This window comes from Pseudomonas sp. GW821-FHT09H03 (assembly GCF_059415945.1).
In genome coordinates this window covers 1-15884 of record NZ_JBWKOF010000027.1, presented here as the reverse complement: position 1 = coordinate 15884, position 15884 = coordinate 1, and the positions used below count along the sequence as shown (strand labels likewise).

Annotated in this window: 15 protein-coding genes; 5 read left to right on the top strand and 10 right to left on the bottom strand. The window is 61.1% G+C overall.

The genetic code is table 11. The annotated features are described in order from the left end of the window. Positions 1-261: 261 nt before the first annotated feature. The 3 genes from AC07OG_RS25535 to zapE all read right to left on the bottom strand — a co-directional run bounded on the left by AC07OG_RS25535 (position 262) and on the right by zapE (position 2588). Positions 262-753, bottom strand: coding sequence for a GNAT family N-acetyltransferase (locus AC07OG_RS25535; protein ID WP_060542281.1), 492 nt, complete (start codon positions 751-753; stop codon positions 262-264). A 119-nt stretch (positions 754-872) separates the two neighbouring features. Further along, the gene (locus AC07OG_RS25530; RefSeq protein ID WP_495068441.1) at positions 873-1454 is read right to left on the bottom strand and encodes a DinB family protein; all 582 of its coding nucleotides are present in this window, start codon (positions 1452-1454) and stop codon (positions 873-875) included. Between the two features lie 15 nt (positions 1455-1469). Next, complete coding sequence (gene zapE, locus AC07OG_RS25525; protein ID WP_495068440.1) at positions 1470-2588, bottom strand: cell division protein ZapE; 1119 nt, start codon at positions 2586-2588, stop codon at positions 1470-1472. 151 nt (positions 2589-2739) lie between these two features. On the opposite strand from zapE, the gene AC07OG_RS25520 reads away from it, so the two are divergent. The 3 genes from AC07OG_RS25520 to AC07OG_RS25510 all read left to right on the top strand — a co-directional run bounded on the left by AC07OG_RS25520 (position 2740) and on the right by AC07OG_RS25510 (position 6757). Continuing rightward, positions 2740-3792: an aldo/keto reductase gene (locus AC07OG_RS25520; RefSeq protein ID WP_495068439.1), complete on the top strand. Its 1053-nt coding sequence runs from the start codon at positions 2740-2742 to the stop codon at positions 3790-3792. A 703-nt stretch (positions 3793-4495) separates the two neighbouring features. Beyond that, a complete protein-coding gene (locus AC07OG_RS25515) occupies positions 4496-5602 on the top strand; it encodes an enoyl-CoA hydratase/isomerase family protein (RefSeq protein ID WP_495068438.1) in 1107 nt (368 codons plus the stop codon). A gap of 3 nt (positions 5603-5605) precedes the next feature. After that, positions 5606-6757, top strand: a complete 1152-nt coding sequence (locus AC07OG_RS25510; RefSeq protein ID WP_060542925.1) for an acyl-CoA dehydrogenase family protein — start codon at positions 5606-5608, stop codon at positions 6755-6757. A 188-nt stretch (positions 6758-6945) separates the two neighbouring features. On the opposite strand, the gene AC07OG_RS25505 is transcribed toward AC07OG_RS25510, so the two are convergent. From AC07OG_RS25505 to AC07OG_RS25480, 6 genes are all read right to left on the bottom strand, one after another. Beyond that, positions 6946-7719, bottom strand: a complete 774-nt coding sequence (locus AC07OG_RS25505; protein ID WP_218425896.1) for an enoyl-CoA hydratase — start codon at positions 7717-7719, stop codon at positions 6946-6948. Between the two features lie 14 nt (positions 7720-7733). Beyond that, positions 7734-8861 carry an acyl-CoA dehydrogenase gene (locus AC07OG_RS25500; RefSeq protein ID WP_060542923.1) on the bottom strand — a complete coding sequence of 376 codons (1128 nt, stop codon included), beginning with the start codon at positions 8859-8861 and terminating at the stop codon, positions 7734-7736. Positions 8862-9004: 143 nt separating this feature from the next. Continuing rightward, positions 9005-10198: an acetyl-CoA C-acyltransferase gene (locus AC07OG_RS25495; protein WP_495068437.1), complete on the bottom strand. Its 1194-nt coding sequence runs from the start codon at positions 10196-10198 to the stop codon at positions 9005-9007. 12 nt (positions 10199-10210) lie between these two features. Further along, on the bottom strand, positions 10211-10972 hold the full coding sequence (locus tag AC07OG_RS25490) for an SDR family NAD(P)-dependent oxidoreductase (protein ID WP_495068436.1): 762 nt from the start codon (positions 10970-10972) through the stop codon (positions 10211-10213). Positions 10973-10988: 16 nt separating this feature from the next. After that, a complete protein-coding gene (locus AC07OG_RS25485) occupies positions 10989-12653 on the bottom strand; it encodes an AMP-binding protein (RefSeq protein ID WP_495068435.1) in 1665 nt (554 codons plus the stop codon). A 134-nt stretch (positions 12654-12787) separates the two neighbouring features. Next, positions 12788-13711, bottom strand: a complete 924-nt coding sequence (locus AC07OG_RS25480) for a carbon-nitrogen hydrolase family protein (protein ID WP_060542919.1) — start codon at positions 13709-13711, stop codon at positions 12788-12790. Positions 13712-13795: 84 nt separating this feature from the next. Between AC07OG_RS25480 and AC07OG_RS25475 the strand changes: the two genes are divergently transcribed. Then, a complete protein-coding gene (locus tag AC07OG_RS25475; RefSeq protein WP_218425891.1) occupies positions 13796-14728 on the top strand; it encodes a LysR family transcriptional regulator in 933 nt (310 codons plus the stop codon). A 128-nt stretch (positions 14729-14856) separates the two neighbouring features. Here AC07OG_RS25475 and AC07OG_RS25470 read toward each other — a convergent pair whose 3' ends face one another. After that, positions 14857-15108: a hypothetical protein gene (locus tag AC07OG_RS25470; RefSeq protein WP_060542917.1), complete on the bottom strand. Its 252-nt coding sequence runs from the start codon at positions 15106-15108 to the stop codon at positions 14857-14859. Positions 15109-15271: 163 nt separating this feature from the next. On the opposite strand from AC07OG_RS25470, the gene AC07OG_RS25465 reads away from it, so the two are divergent. Continuing rightward, positions 15272-15589, top strand: coding sequence for an ElaB/YgaM/YqjD family protein (locus tag AC07OG_RS25465; protein ID WP_060542916.1), 318 nt, complete (start codon positions 15272-15274; stop codon positions 15587-15589). Positions 15590-15884 lie beyond the last annotated feature (295 nt).

Genomic DNA, 15884 nt, shown 5'->3' with positions numbered 1-15884 from the left:
AGATCCCCTGTAGGAGCGAGCAGGCTCGCGATGGACGTCAACGATGACGCGGGTTTCCTGAATGCCAGCGGTGCTCTCTGGTTTTTCGCGAGCATGCTCGCTCCTACAGTTTGTTCTTCAGCGCGCGCAGATCCCCTGTAGGAGCGAGCAGGCTCGCGATGGACGTTAACGATGACGCGGGTTTCCTGAATGCCAGCGGTGCTCTCGGGTTTTTCGCGAGCCTGCTCGCTCCTACAGTTGCGGCCGTTTTTGCCCGTTGGATCAGAGCGCCTTGGTCCAGAACATCATGCGGCCGTGCGCCGGGTCAAACTCGCCCGCAGCAAAACCGAACTTGCCATAGGACGCCTGGGCCACTGCGTTGCCTTCCAGCACCTCCAGGGTGATTTTGCAGCAGCCCCGTTGCCGGGCGATTTCCTCGACCTTGTGCAGCATTCGCTGGCTCAGGCCCAATCCGCGAAACTTCGGCACCACCGCCACATCATGAACGTTGACCAATGGGCGACAGGCAAAGGTCGAGAACCCCTCAAAGCAATTGACCAGCCCGGCCGGTTCGCCGCCGACGAAGGCCAGGACACTGAACGCATGGGCGCGCTTGGCCAACTCCTCCGGCAAGTGTTCCAGAACAGTCGCGGACAAGGAATGGCCCCCACCCATGGGGTCTTCGGCATAACTGTTCAAGACCAGGCCAATCGCCTCGGCATGCACCGGGTTGCTGTAGCTGGCTTGCAATACAAGTATTTCTGCGAAATCCATTCCATCCTCGAACACACATGAAGTAGCCCGTGCGCAGTTCACACGGGAATCGCGACCCTAGCGCGAGATGCGACAAAGATCAAAGGATCAAAAGACCGCAGCCTGCGACGACGCCTGACTTAATGCCCCCAGATCAAGGCTTCAGTCCATCCCAGCTCGGCAAAATCCTCAGCCCGCAGGTGCGCTTCACCGGCACAGAAAAATTCGTCCAGTTGCGGTGGTGCGACCGAGGTGCCGCTGAGCATGGCGTGAACCTGCCCCCGATGATGGATCTGGTGCTCGAACAGATGGGACAGCAGGCGCAGGCGACTGTCATGTTGCGGGGTATCACGGGCGATCGTCACGATTTTACCGAGATCGGCGTCACGCATTTGCTCGCAGTAGGCAATCAACCGACGGTCGACATGGGCTTGTTCGCGGCCAAGTTCGTCAGCGGCAGTGAACGGCTCGTCTTGCCGGAAAAACACCTGAATATCGGCGTGCGGATCGTCGCCGCGCAACTCACGTTCCAGGGCATCCACATACAACCAGTCGCAGGTCAGAATGTGATTGAGGGTCGCCCGCAGGCTGGGAAAGAAACTGACTCGGGCAGCCGCCAGCTCCTGGGCACTCAACTGCCGCCAGGCCTTGGCGAGGCGATGATTGGCCCAGGCGTTCTGATAGGCCATGGTCAGCAAATGATGTGACAGTGGCTGATGCATATTCCCTCCTCCCGATCAGCTTTGGGCAAATCGTTGCAACTGCATTTCCTGGAGACGACTGAGGGTGCGACGGAACGGGAACTCCAGATACCCTTCGGTATAGAGCGACGCCATCGGTACCTGCGCTTCAAGATACAACGGCACTTTGCGGTCGTAGCATTCGTCCACCAGGGCAATGAAACGCCGCACTCCATCGTCATGCACCGACAGTTGCGGCAACACGCGATCCCCCGCCTCTACCCGTTCGACGCCATCCTCAGTGCCCCGGGCGATGCGCCCCGCACGCTTTTGCGCGCTCAGGTTTGGCACGTCACCCAAAAGAATAGCGCTGTAGGTGTCACACAGGGTCATGAAATCCATGGCGGCAAACGGCTGCTCGCAGAGATTGGCGTAACGGCTCCAGAGCACGCCGGGGCTGGCCTTGACCACATCAAGCGAGCGGTAGCCGACCTTGATCGGCTCACTGCTGACTGGCTGGCCGACGGTCAACGCCGCAAACACCTCGCCCAGCGCGCCAGGCTGCCCCGGTTCGACCACCCAGTAACGTTGCGACGCTGCCCCCGGATGCAGGCGATGATCTTCCCCGCCATCCACCGCGATCACCTGCATATGCTGTTTGATCGCGCTGATGGCAGGGACAAAGCGCTCACGGTTGAAGCCATCGGCGTATAACTGATCTGGCGGCAGGTTGGATGTACAGACCACCACAACCCCCTGCTCGAACATCACTTGAAACAAGCGCCCGAGAATGATCGCGTCGCCGATGTCGTTGACGAACAACTCGTCGAAACACAGCACCCGCACTTCCTCGCTCAGCTCGCGCGCCAGCGCCTTGAGCGGGTCGGCGGTACCGGTCAGTTGAAACGAGCGCTGATGCACCCAGCCCATGAAGTGGTGAAAGTGCTGGCGCCGGGCCGGTATTCGCAGGCTTTGGTAAAACTGGTCCATCAACCAGGTCTTGCCACGCCCCACCGGGCCCCAGAGATAGACGCCGGATACTGGCGTGCGACCTTCATGCAATGCTTCGTGGCATTTGTGCAAGGCCCACACGGCATGTTCCTGGGCCTCGTCCTGGACGAAGCCCTTTTGCGCGATGGCCTGCTGCCAGGCGCTCAGGGGGGAGTCGATAGTCATGCGCAGCAGTATGCCATCGCCCTTCGATTACGGGGCCGCTGGTCGGCAAATTTCATGCAGGCGGTAAAACCCATTGACGCATAATATTACGCACGTAATATTTATTGCATGTTGTACGTCATTCATATTTCCATCCCCTGGAGTCAGGCTCATGCATTACAAAGTCTTCGGCCGTAAAACCGGCTTGCGTGTATCCGAACTGGCGCTGGGCGCCGGCAATTTCGGCACCGGCTGGGGCCATGGTGCAGAGCGTGACGAAGCCCGGCGCATCTTTGACGGCTACCTGGAAGCCGGCGGCAACTTCATCGATACCGCCAACGGCTATCAGGGCGGCCAGTCGGAAGTGATGCTCAGCGAGTTCATCGCTGCAGAGCGTGATCGCCTGGTCATCGCCACCAAATACGCCCTGGGTACCACCCCAGCGGCGGGAATCTCCTACACCGGCAACAATCGCAAGAACATGGTTCGAGCCGTTGAAGAAAGCCTCAAGCGCCTGCAGATCGATCACATCGACCTGTTCTGGGCACACATGAGCGATGGCGTGACGCCAATGGAGGAGATCCTGCGCGGCTTCGACGACCTGGTGCGCGCCGGCAAGATCCATTATGCCGGGCTGTCGAACTTCCCGGCCTGGCGCATCGCTCGCGCCGACCTGCTGGCCGAAGTGCGCGGATTTGCTCCGGTGGCCGCCATTCAGGTCGAGTACAGCCTTGCCGAGCGCACTGCGGAACGTGAACAACTGCCGATGGCCGAGGCCCTGGGCCTGGCCGCCACCTTATGGTCACCCCTGGGTGGCGGCTTTCTCACCGGCAAGTATCGCAACAATGACAGCGACAACCGCGCCAACAAGCTCGGCGTCCTGATTCACAGCGAAAAAAGCGCCCGGGAAACCGCCCTGCTCGACGCCTTGCTGGCCGTCGCCGCAGAACTTGACGCAAGCCCGACGCATGTAGCTATTGCCTGGCTGCGGGAAAAAGCCAGGCGCTCGACCACGGCGCTGATTCCGATTCTGGGCTCGCGCACCCGTGAGCAACTGGATGCGACTTTGGGGGCGTTGCAGGTGCACATGAGTGCCGATCAATTGGCGCGACTCGATGGCGCCAGTGAAGTAGCCAAAGGTGTGCCGCATCAAACCATTGCCAGTTCGTTCGCGGGGTTCAGCGGCGGGCAGACCCTGGACCTGCCGATCATTCCAGTGGCCTGATAAAGAGCCCCTGTAATTGGAGCTGGCTTGCCAGCGATGGCGCAGTGTCAGTTACCGTGATGCTGGATGTGCTGGCCTCTTCGCCAGCAGGCTAGCTCCCACAATTTGATATTCAGTGAACACAACATACATGGCCGGCCCGCATCCACTGTGGGAGCTGGCTTGCCAGCGATGGCGTAGTGTCACTCACCCGAGATGCTGGATGTGCCGACCTCTTCGCGAGCAAGCCCGCTCCCACAATTTGATATTCAGTGAACACAACATACATGGCCGGCCTCCATCCACTGTGGGAGCTGGCTTGCCAGCGATGGCGGCTTGTCCGTCACCCGTGATGTTGGACGTGCCGGCCTCTTCGCGAGCAAGCCCGCTCCCACAATTTGATAATCAGTGAACACAAATGTCATGGCCTGCAACCATCACCTGTGGGAGCTGGCCTGCCAGCGATGGCGATGTGTCAGTCACCCTTGATGCCGGATACGCCGGATATGCCGGATACGCCGGCCTCATCGCGAGCAGGCTCGCTCCTGCAATGGATTATCTGCAACCGGCACAAAAGCAGGCCAAAGGCACCCCACCTCCATGCAAAATTGCATAGAGAACCTGCAGTTATCCGGGTTGTACAAGGCAAATTTGCACTGTTACGATCCGGCATCGCTCGCGCGCGAGCTTCTTTATAAAGAACAATAAAAGCAGGGAGTTAGTGATGACTGCTCAGGTTTCATCGAAGGGGGCGCAGTTCATGGATGCCACGCAAAACGAAGTGCTGGCCGAAGTTCGCAACCACATTGGTCACCTGACCCTCAACCGTCCCGGCGGCCTCAACGCCCTGACCCTGGACATGGTGCGCAACCTGCATCGCCAGCTCGACATCTGGGCCCAGGATGCCCAAGTGCATGCCGTAGTCCTGCGCGGCGCCGGCGAAAAAGCCTTCTGCGCCGGTGGCGACATTCGCTCGCTGCATGACAGCTTCAAAAATGGCGACACCCTGCACGAGGATTTCTTCGTCGAGGAATACGCCCTCGACCTGGCGATCCACCGTTACCCCAAACCGGTGCTGGCGTTGATGGACGGTTTTGTCCTGGGCGGCGGCATGGGCCTGGTACAAGGCGCTGATTTGCGCATAGTGACCGAAAAAAGCCGCCTGGCGATGCCGGAAGTCGGCATCGGCTACTTCCCCGATGTCGGTGGCAGTTATTTCCTGCCGCGCATTCCCGGTGAGCTGGGCATCTACCTGGGCGTCAGCGGCGTGCAGATCCGTGCCGCCGACGCCCTGTATTGCGGTCTGGCGGACTGGTATCTGGAGAGCGCCAAACTCGGTACCCTGGACGAGCAACTCGACAAGCTCGAATGGCGCGACACGCCGCTCAAGGACCTGCAAGGCCTGTTGGCCAGGCTCGCCGTGCAGCAACTGCCAGACGCCCCGTTGAGCGCACTGCGGCCGGCCATCGACCACTTCTTCGCCCAGGCCGATGTGCCGAGTATCGTGGAGCAACTACGCGAGGTGACGGTCGCCGACAGCCACGAGTGGGCCTTGACCACTGCCGACCTGCTGGAAACCCGCTCCCCCCTGGCCATGGCTGTCACCCTGGAAATGCTACGGCGCGGGCGGTACCTGAGCCTTGAGCAATGTTTCGCCCTGGAACTGCATCTGGATCGCCAATGGTTCGAGCGCGGCGACCTGATCGAGGGGGTGCGCGCCCTGCTGATCGACAAAGACAAGAATCCGCGCTGGAACCCACCGACCCTGCAGGCGCTGGACGCCGAGCATGTCGCGAGTTTCTTCAGCGGCTTTGAGCAAAGTGGGAGCTGAGCCATGCACGATATCGAATTGAGTGAAGAGCAAGTGATGATCCGCGATATGGCACGGGACTTTGCCCGCGGCGAAATCGCGCCTCACGCCCAAGCCTGGGAAAAGGCCGGCTGGATCGATGACGCCCTGGTGGCGAAGATGGGCGAGCTTGGCCTGTTGGGCATGGTGGTGCCCGAGGAATGGGGTGGTACCTATGTCGACTACGTCGCCTACGCCCTGGCAGTGGAAGAGATTTCCGCTGGCGACGGCGCCACCGGCGCGCTGATGAGCATCCACAACTCGGTGGGCTGCGGGCCGGTATTCAACTATGGCACCCTGGAACAGAAACAGACCTGGCTGGCGGACCTGGCCAGCGGCAAGACCATCGGCTGTTTCTGCCTGACCGAACCCCAGGCCGGTTCCGAGGCCCACAACCTGCGCACCCGCGCCGAACTGCGCGACGGCCAATGGGTGATCAATGGCGCCAAACAGTTCGTCAGCAATGGCAAGCGCGCCAAGCTGGCCATCGTATTTGCGATTACCGACCCGGATCTGGGCAAGCGTGGTATCTCGGCATTCCTGGTGCCGACCGACACCGCCGGTTTTATCGTCGACCGCACTGAACACAAAATGGGCATTCGCGCTTCCGATACCTGCGCCGTCACCCTCAACAATTGCACGATCCCCGAAGCCAATCTGCTGGGTGAGCGCGGCAAGGGCCTGGCCATTGCCCTGTCCAACCTCGAAGGCGGTCGCATCGGCATCGCTGCCCAGGCCCTGGGCATCGCCCGCGCGGCATTCGAGGCGGCGCTGGCCTACTCCCGCGATCGCGTGCAGTTCGACAAGCCGATCATCGAGCACCAGAGCATCGCCAACCTGCTGGCCGACATGCACATGCAACTGAACGCGGCGCGCTTGCTGATTCTGCATGCGGCGCGCTTGCGCAGTGCCGGCAAGCCATGTCTGTCGGAGGCGTCACAGGCCAAGCTGTTTGCCTCGGAGATGGCCGAGAAGGTGTGTTCGTCCGCAATCCAGATTCATGGCGGGTATGGGTATCTGGAGGATTACCCGGTGGAGAAATACTACCGGGATGCGCGGATTACGCAGATTTATGAAGGGTCGAGCGAGATACAGCGGATGGTGATTGCGCGAGAGTTGAAAAACTATCTGGTGTGAGGCCATCCCCTCACCCTAACCCTCTCCCGGAGGGAGAGGGAACTGACCGAGTTGTTTTTTCGAGTTACATCGACCTGAAAATCCGAGTCGACGTCAGGATCTGAAAAGCTTGAGATCGGTTTCCTTTCCCCTCTCCCCCTTGGGGCGGGCTGGGGTGAGGGGGTGGAACTAAAGTCCACCCCAAAACGTCACTTACCCTGAAACTGCGCCTCGCGCTTGGCAATGAACGCCGCCATCCCTTCCTTCTGATCCTGGGTCGCGAACGCTGCATGGAACACCCGGCGCTCGAAGCGCACGCCTTCTGACAGGCTCACCTCGAACGCACGGTTGACGCTTTCCTTGACCATCAGCGCAATCGGCAACGATTTCTTGGCAATCAATGCCGCGACCTTCAACGCCTCATCCAGCAGTTCATCGCTCGGTACGATCCGCGCGACAATCCCGCAACGTTCTGCTTCAACGGCATCGATCAAACGGCCGCTCAGGCACATTTCCATGGCCTTGGCCTTGCCCACGGCGCGAGTCAGGCGCTGGGTGCCGCCCATGCCCGGCAACACGCCGAGGTTGATTTCCGGCTGGCCGAATCTGGCGTTGTCGCCGGCCAGGATGAAATCGCACATCAGCGCCAGTTCACAACCACCACCAAGGGCGAAACCATTGACCGCAGCGATGATCGGCTTGCGCCGGTTGGCCACGCGGTCGCTGTCGCTGAACAGGTCATCGAGATAGATCTGCGGGTAGGTCAGCTCGGCCATTTCCTTGATGTCGGCCCCGGCGGCGAAGGCTTTTTTCGAGCCGGTCAGCACGATACAGCCAATGTTCGAGTCGGCTTCCAGGCCATCGAGGGCGTGGTTCAGTTCGCTGATGATCTGCGCGTTCAGCGCGTTCAACGCCTGCGGGCGGTTGAGGGTAATCAGGCCCACGCGGTCGTGGGTTTCCAGCAAAATCGTTTCGTAGCTCACAAATAGACCCCTTCTCAAAGATTGCGTGAAATGACCATGCGCTGGATATCGCTGGTGCCTTCGTAGATCTGACACACCCGCACGTCTCGGTAAATTCGCTCCAGCGGGAAGTCGTTGAGGTAACCGTAACCGCCGAGGGTTTGCAACGCCGAGGAGCAGACCTTCTCGGCCATTTCGGACGCGAACAGCTTGGCCATCGACGCTTCGACCAGCGCGGGCTTGCCGCTGTCACGCAGGGCGGCGGCATAGTGCACCATCTGCCGCGCCACGGCGATCTGGGTGGCCATGTCCGCCAGGCGGAACGCCACGGCCTGATGCTCGATGATCGGTTTGCCGAAGCTCTCGCGCTCACGGGCGTAATCACGGGCCGCTTCAAACGCCGCGCGAGCCATGCCCACCGATTGCGAGGCAATGCCCACGCGCCCGCCTTCGAGGTTGGCCAGGGCGATCTTGTAGCCTTCGCCCTCCTCGCCCAAACGGTTGGCCACAGGCACCTTCACGTCGTCGAAAAGGATCTGGCAGGTGTCGGATGCGTGCTGCCCGAGCTTGTCTTCGACCCGCGCGACTTTGTAGCCGGGCGAATCGGTCGGCACGATCAGCGCGGTAATTCCACGCTTGCCTGCGCCCGGATCAGTCACGGCAAATACAATCACCACCCCGGCATTCTGGCCAGAGGTGATGAATTGTTTGCAGCCGTTGAGCACGTAGTGATCGCCTTCCAGGCGCGCACGGGTCTTCAGGCCGCTGGCATCGGAACCGGCCTGGGGTTCGGTCAGGGCAAAGGCGCCGAGCATCGCGCCACTGGCCAATGGCTTGAGGAAACGTTCTTTCTGCTCGTCCGTGCCGTAATTGAGGATCGGTACGCAACCCACCGAGTTGTGCACGCTCATGATGGTCGAGCAGGCACCATCGCCCGCGGCGATTTCTTCCAGGGCCATGGCGTAGGCCAGGTAACCGGTGTCGCAACCGCCCCATTGTTCGGGCACCAGCATGCCGAAGAAACCCAATTGGGCCATCTCGCCGATGGCTTCCCTGGGGAAGCGGTGTTCGCGGTCCCACTCGGCGGCGAAGGGTTTGAGCCGTTCCTGGGCAAAGTCCCGGGCCGCGTCGCGAATCTGTTGTTGTTCGTCATTGGGGATCATGACAATTCCTTGAATTTGACATTGCCCCTGTAGGAGCGAGCTTGCTCGCGATGGACGTAAGGGCACCGCGTTGATCCAGGCAGCCCTCGTTATCGTTAACATCCATCGCGAACAAGTTCGCTCCTACAGGGATTATGCGGGTTTTAGTAGAGGCACTCGACGGCCATGGCCGTTGCTTCACCGCCGCCAATGCAGACCGCTGCCACGCCGCGTTTCAAGCCTTTCTGGCGCAGGGCCGAAAGCAGGGTCACGAGAATCCGCGCACCGGACGCACCAATCGGATGGCCAAGGGCGCAAGCGCCGCCATGCACGTTGAGTTTCTCGTGGGGAATGTCCAGATGGGTCATCGCGGCCATGCCGACCACGGCAAAGGCTTCGTTGACCTCGACCAGATCGACTTCATTGAGCGACCAGCCGGTTTTCTTCAGCAGCTTCTGGATTGCGCCAACCGGCGCCACCGGGAACAGGCTCGGAGTGTCGGCGAATGCCGCGTGACCATGGATCACCGCCAGCGGCTTGAGGCCACGCTTGTCGGCTTCGGAACGGCGCATCAGCACCAGTGCCGCTGCGCCGTCGGAGATTGAACTGGAGTTGGCCGCCGTCACGCTGCCGCCATCACGAAATGCCGGTTTCAGTGAGGCAATCTTGTCCAGTCGGGCTTTGGGCGGCTGTTCGTCATTGCTGATCGTCACCTGCTCTTTGCCGACGGTGACGGTCAAGGGCACGATCTCGTCCTTGAAGCTGCCGTCCTTGATCGCCTGTTGGGCGCGGGTGGTCGAGGCAATGGCGAACTCATCCTGGGCCTGGCGGCTGAAACCGTTGGTTTCGGCGCAGTCTTCGGCAAAGGTGCCCATCAGGCGGCCCTTGTCGTAGGCGTCTTCCAGGCCGTCGAGGAACATGTGATCAAGCACGCGGCCGTGGCCCATGCGGTAGCCACTGCGGGCGCGGTCCAGCAGGTAAGGCGCGTTGGACATGCTTTCCATGCCACCGGCAACCACGACATCGGCGCTACCGGCAAGCAGCATGTCGTGGGCCAGAATGGTCGCTTGCATACCCGAACCGCACATTTTGTTCAGCGTGGTGCAGCGGGTCGATTTATCCAGCCCGGCGCCCAGGGCAGCCTGACGCGCCGGCGCCTGACCGAGGCCGGCGGACAGTACGCAGCCAAACAGCACTTCTTCAACGGCATCAGGCGCAACGCCGGCGCGCTCTACCGCAGCCTTGATGGCCGCCGCACCGAGTTGCGGCGCGGTCAGGCTTTTCAGTTCGCCCTGGAAACCGCCCATCGGGGTGCGGACGGCGCTGACGATAACGATTGGATCGTTGGCAATAGTCATGACAAATCCTCTTTACTTGGCGGCCATGCGCAAGGCGCCGTCGAGACGGATCACCTCACCGTTGAGCATGCTGTTTTCCATGATATGCCGGACCAGTTGGGCATACTCGGCAGGTTTGCCCAGGCGTGGTGGAAACGGCACGCCAGCGGCCAACGAATCGCGGACTTCCGGGGTCATGCCGGCCATCATCGGCGTTTCGAAAATGCCTGGAGCGATGGTCATCACGCGGATGCCGAAGCGCGCCAGTTCACGGGCGGCGGGCAAGGTCAGGCTGACGATCGCGCCTTTGGATGCCGCATAGGCGGCCTGGCCGATCTGGCCGTCATAGGCCGCCGCCGAGGCGGTGTTGATGATCACGCCGCGCTCGCCATCGGCGTCTGCTTCGGTTTCGGCAATCGCTGCCGAAGCCAGGCGCAGCATGTTGAAGCTGCCGATCAGGTTGACGTTGATCACCTGACTGAAGTTTCCCAACGCGTGTGGACCATTCTTGCCGAGGATCTTCTCGCCGCGCACGATGCCGGCGCAGTTGACCAGGCCGTTGAGTCCGCCAAACGCCTTGACCGTCGCCTGCACCGCCGCTTGTGCTGCCGCTTCGTCGCTGATGTCGGCCACCACGCTTTGCGCGCCCAGGCGCTGGGCCTGGGCGGCCACCGCTTCGGCATTCATGTCCACCAGCATCACTTTCGCACCAGCCGCGACCAGCATTTCAGCGGTGGCCGCACCGAGGCCGGAAGCACCGCCGGTGACGATAAAAACCTTGTTTGCGATCTGCATCATTGTGTCCTTCGATTCAAGCTGAAACGTTCTTCGCCGCAGCCTCTTGAGCCTTGGCGATTTCCTGGTTGCGCAAGATAAAGCGCTGCAATTTGCCGCTTGGGGTTTTCGGCAACTCGCTGACAAATTCAATTTCACGGGGGTACGAGTGGGCTGCCAGACGCTTGCGCACGTGTTGGCGCAACTCTTCGGCTAGCTCCGTGGTGGCGCGGTATTGCGCACCGAGCACGACGAAGGCCTTGACCAGTTCGGTGCGCTCCGGATCGGGTTTGCCGACCACTGCGGCTTCGACCACCGCCGGGTGTTCGATCAACGCACTTTCCACATCGAACGGGCCGACCCGGTAACCGGAGGTGGTAATGACGTCGTCGCTACGGCCGACGAAGCTGATGCTGCCGTCCGGGTTCCACTCCACGGTGTCGCCGCTGAGGTAATAGTCACCGACGAAGGCCTTGGTCGGTACGCCTTCGTAGCCGGCGAACCAGCACATGGGCGATTGAGTGCGGTCGATGGCCAGAATCCCCGGCTGACCGACACCCAGTTCCTTGTAGTCATCGTCCAGCACCACGATGCGATGCCCTGGTGAGGCGAATCCGGCGGCGCCCATGTGTATCGGATGCCCAAGGGCGTGGTGATTGCACAGCACCATGCCCAGTTCGGTCTGGCCGTAGTGGTCGTGAATGACCACGTCGAGGTTGTCGGCGAACCAGCGGATCACTTCCGGGTTCAGCGGCTCACCGGCACTGCTGACGATGCGCAGCTTGCCCTTGATCGATTTGGCGAACTCGTCACCACCAGCGATTAGCAAGCGATAGGCCGTCGGCGAGCCGGTGAGATTGGTGATGCCGTATTTGTTGATGACCCGGCAGGTACTTTCGAGGGTGAACGGGCCATCGTAGAAAGTGATCGGGTGGCCCATCGACAGTGGGCCGGTGACGCCAAAGTAGATGCCATAGGCCCAGCCCGGGTCGGCAACGTTCCAGAAGGCGTCTTCCGGGCGCAAGTCCACGGCGTCGCGGGTGTAACTCTGGAAGGCGACGATGGCCTTTAGCGGCACCGACAGTGCTTTGGACGGACCGGTGGTGCCTGAGGTGAACATCAGCAGGAACGGATCTTCGCCGCTGAGCAACACCGGCTCACAGGCTGCGGGATAATTGGCAAGTTCGGCCCAGAAACTGTAATCGCCGCGAACAATGCCCTGCCCCTTGGCACCGGCCACGGTGACGATGGTCGGGCAGTCGGCCACTTCGGCCAGTTTCGGCCGGTTGATCGCATCGGTGACCACGACCTTGGCGCCAGAGCAGTTCAAGCGGTGTTCGATGGCTTTGGGGCCGAAGGCGGTAAACAGGGGCTGGTACACCGCACCAATGCGCCAGGTGGCGAAAACGGTGATCAGCAGTTCGATATTGCGCGGCAGAAGGCCGGCAACCTTGTCGCCCTTCTTCACCCCCTGGGCCAGGAGGAAGTTGGCCAGGCGCGCGGCTTTGTCTTGCAGGTCAGTGAAGGTGTAAGTGGCGCTGGCGCCGTCGCGCCCCTCCCAGAACAGGGCGATCCGGCCCGGCAAGGCATGCCGGTCGCAACACTCGACGCAAGCGTTGAGGGCGCTCAGATCGCCGGCAAGTGTGGTGTCGACGGTGTGCTGATAGTTGAACTGTGAAAAAGCAGACAAGTAATCGCGCATTGCCAGAATCCCTCGGTCTTTTTATTAGGGTTGGGGGAACCGTAATCAACAGGCAAATACTCGCTCTGCGCGATGGCCGGGACAATGGTCAAAGTTCTCAAGTTGCGTGACTGCTTTGGCCAAAATCCCAAGCCTCAGGAAACGAACCGCACGCCGGGCTTGACCCGTTCGTCCACCGTCAACTCGAACACGTCCGGGCGCGCGTAATGCCCGACCACGTCGTAGTCGTAACGGGCCCGCACCAGGTCGTCGGTGTCGATCTCGGCGGTCAGCAGCCCGGCCCCATCGCGCAAGGGTCCGGCGAGAATATCGCCCATGGGGCCGATGATCACGCTGCCACCGGCAATCAATGGCCGGTCCGCGGGCCAGTTGGCGATCTCCAGGCCCAATGCCTGCGGCGAAGCCTGGACCTGGCAGGCGCTGACCACAAAGCAGCGCCCCTCATGGGCGATATGGCGCATGCTCACTTGCCACATCTCGCGCTCGTCCACCGTCGGTGCGCACCACACTTGAACACCCTTGGCGTACATCGCCGTGCGCAGCAACGGCATCATGTTTTCCCAGCACACCACCGCGCCGATCCGCCCGACCTGGCTGTCGATCACCGGCAAAGTCGAACCGTCGCCTTTGCCCCAGATCAGCCGCTCGGTGCCTGTGGGCATCAGTTTGCGGTGTTTGCCCACCAGTCCCGCCTGCGGGTCGAAGTACAGCGCGGTGCAGTACAAGGTGCTGCCCGCCCGCTCGATCACACCCAGCACCAGGTTGGCGCCGGTGCGCGCTGACAGCCCGGCCAACGCCTCGGTTTCCACCCCCGGCACGTCGATGGCATTGGCGAAATAGCGGGCGAAAGCCTCGCGCCCCTCCGGCAGGCGATAGCCCAGTTGCGTGCCGAAACCTTCCCCTTTTGGATAACCGCCGAGCAGCGCTTCGGGCATGACCACCAGCCTGGCGGCCGATTCAATGATCGCTGCTTCATACGACAGAATCTGTTCCAGGGTCTCGGCCTTGCCACCGGGCAAGGCGCCGATTTGCAGGGCGGCAACGATTGATTTAGGCATCGCGATAACTCCATTGGCGTCAGGTGTTGCTCATTCTGCGGCGCGCCGCGATCATGAATAAAGACCGAATCACTGCTGAATGATATGAGCCATATGAATATCACCGACGTCGACCTGAACCTGCTGAAAGTCTTCGAGGCGCTGCACGAAGAATCCAGTGCCAGCCGTGCCGCCTTGCGCCTTGGCGTTACGCAGTCGGCGGTGAGCGCGGCACTGCGCCGGCTACGCCAGGTGTACGGTGATCAATTGTTCGTGCGCACCGGGCGCGGGCTGGCGCCGTCCCTCAGGGCCAATCAACTGAAACCGGTGGTCAGTGATGCGCTGGACAAGTGCCGGCAAAGCCTGGCAATGGTCGACCCGGCTGCACACCATTACGAGGGCCGCTCGGTCACCGTGGGTATGTCAGATGATTTTGAAATTGCCTACGGCCGTCGGCTGATCGAAGAAATCGCCCGCTGCGCGCCGAAGCTGCGCCTGATTTTTCGTCAGACCCACAGCCAGATCGTCGCCCAGGCCCTGATGGAGCGCAGCATCGACCTGGCGATCACCGCTGGTGGTTTTGCCGAGCGCCTGCTTAGCCGACAGGTATTGGGTGAAGGCGATTACTGGTGTCTGGTGGACCCGACGAGCTTGATCGAAGGCCAGCAGCACATCAGCCTTGAAGAATTTGTCGCCCGCGAACACATTCTGGTGTCATCGGGCGGTTTTATCGGGATTACCGACGAAGGCCTGGCCGCCGTGGGCCTGAGTCGACGGGTATGCGCCTCGACCACGCATTTTGCCGCGCTGCCGTATCTGCTCAAGGGCAGCCAGGCCGTGGCGACCATTCCGGGCCACGCTGCCCGCAGCATCGCCGCACTCAGCGGTTTGACCCTGCTGCCCTGCCCGCTGGCCTTGCCGCGCTACCCGATCGAACTGGGCTGGCGGACCAGCACCGGGCTCGATCCGCTGGTGTTGAAAGTCAGGCAGGCCATTGTCACGATTTTCTCAGACGACGATCTACTGGAACTGACCTAACCAGAGATGACGCAGGAACCGGCAACGCAACGCTCAAGACCGCTTCGCCAGCAAGCCGGCTCCTACCGTTTTTTGTGAAACCTCGGCTATGTCATACGACGCAGCACATGTAGCTGCGTGATTAAGGGTTATTTGGCGGCCATCAGGCGATTGACTTCGCTGCGCACCATGTTGGCGTACTCAGGCGGTGACATGCCGTCCAGTTCAGAGCGCACCCACTCAGCCCACTTGCCTTTGCGCTTGGCCCGCTCGCCGAACAACCGTGCGGCCTCGCCCTTGGCTTTGCCCAGGTTGTTTTGCCAGAGTTCGAACAGACGGGATTTCTCGTCTTCAAGCGCTGCGCGCTCGGCAAGGGGTTTGTCGGCCAGATTGAAGCTCATGGGAATTTCCTGCTGCGTAAAATAGGCGACATCTTACACTGTAGGAGGAATTGTCCTGCGCCGGTTTTTCAGCCTGATTGCCCTGGCAGGTAAAAATGCTGCAACTTTTTCGACGGCGGCAGACTCCATTGTTCACTGTCCATTAACTGCAAGGAGTACTTCAATGGCCCGTAAAACCGCCATGCAAGCCGCCGAAGATCAAATCAAGGATCAAGCCTTCAGCGAGCTGCAGACGCTGATCGAAGAGTCGGAAAAGCTGCTTAAAAGCAGTGCGTCACTGGTTGGAGAGGAAGCGGAAACCCTGCGCGGGCAAATTGCCCTGAAACTGCAGCAAGCCAGAGATTCGGTCAGCAGCGTTCGCGACCGCACCCAGCCTGCATTCGAAGCCACTGAAAGCTATATCGGCGGCCATCCATGGCAAACCGTGGCCATTTCCGCCGGCTTCGGCCTGGTGGTGGGGTTGCTGCTCGGTCGGCGTTGAACACAACTCCCCCCTCTTGTAGGAGCGAGCACGCTCGCGATGGACATGAACGATAACGCGAGCCTCCTGAATGCCCGCGGCGCCCTCGGGCTTTTCGCGAGCATGCTCGCTCCTACACCCAAACCCCACAAATCCTTGTAGGAGCGAGCACGCTCGCGATGGACTCGAACGATAACGCGGGCATCCTGAATGCCCGCAGCGCTCTCCGGTTTTTTCGCGAGCATGCTCGCTCCTACAGGGGGGCGGCCAGACACTCATCACCCAAACCCCACACATCCTTGTAGGAGCGAGCATG

What these genes read in the sequence shown, in the direction of transcription:
- AC07OG_RS25480 (WP_060542919.1), bottom strand. Translation starts at nt 13,711, where the DNA reads ATGCCTAAATCAATCGTTGCCGCCCTGCAAATCGGCGCCTTGCCCGGT.
- AC07OG_RS25515 (WP_495068438.1), top strand. Translation starts at nt 4,496, where the DNA reads ATGACTGCTCAGGTTTCATCGAAGGGGGCGCAGTTCATGGATGCCACG.
- AC07OG_RS25490 (WP_495068436.1), bottom strand. Translation starts at nt 10,972, where the DNA reads ATGCAGATCGCAAACAAGGTTTTTATCGTCACCGGCGGTGCTTCCGGC.
- AC07OG_RS25470 (WP_060542917.1), bottom strand. Translation starts at nt 15,108, where the DNA reads ATGAGCTTCAATCTGGCCGACAAACCCCTTGCCGAGCGCGCAGCGCTT.
- AC07OG_RS25475 (WP_218425891.1), top strand. Translation starts at nt 13,796, where the DNA reads ATGAGCCATATGAATATCACCGACGTCGACCTGAACCTGCTGAAAGTC.
- AC07OG_RS25530 (WP_495068441.1), bottom strand. Translation starts at nt 1,454, where the DNA reads ATGCATCAGCCACTGTCACATCATTTGCTGACCATGGCCTATCAGAAC.
- AC07OG_RS25485 (WP_495068435.1), bottom strand. Translation starts at nt 12,653, where the DNA reads ATGCGCGATTACTTGTCTGCTTTTTCACAGTTCAACTATCAGCACACC.
- AC07OG_RS25520 (WP_495068439.1), top strand. Translation starts at nt 2,740, where the DNA reads ATGCATTACAAAGTCTTCGGCCGTAAAACCGGCTTGCGTGTATCCGAA.
- AC07OG_RS25500 (WP_060542923.1), bottom strand. Translation starts at nt 8,861, where the DNA reads ATGATCCCCAATGACGAACAACAACAGATTCGCGACGCGGCCCGGGAC.
- AC07OG_RS25535 (WP_060542281.1), bottom strand. Translation starts at nt 753, where the DNA reads ATGGATTTCGCAGAAATACTTGTATTGCAAGCCAGCTACAGCAACCCG.
- zapE (WP_495068440.1), bottom strand. Translation starts at nt 2,588, where the DNA reads ATGACTATCGACTCCCCCCTGAGCGCCTGGCAGCAGGCCATCGCGCAA.
- AC07OG_RS25465 (WP_060542916.1), top strand. Translation starts at nt 15,272, where the DNA reads ATGGCCCGTAAAACCGCCATGCAAGCCGCCGAAGATCAAATCAAGGAT.
- AC07OG_RS25495 (WP_495068437.1), bottom strand. Translation starts at nt 10,198, where the DNA reads ATGACTATTGCCAACGATCCAATCGTTATCGTCAGCGCCGTCCGCACC.
- AC07OG_RS25510 (WP_060542925.1), top strand. Translation starts at nt 5,606, where the DNA reads ATGCACGATATCGAATTGAGTGAAGAGCAAGTGATGATCCGCGATATG.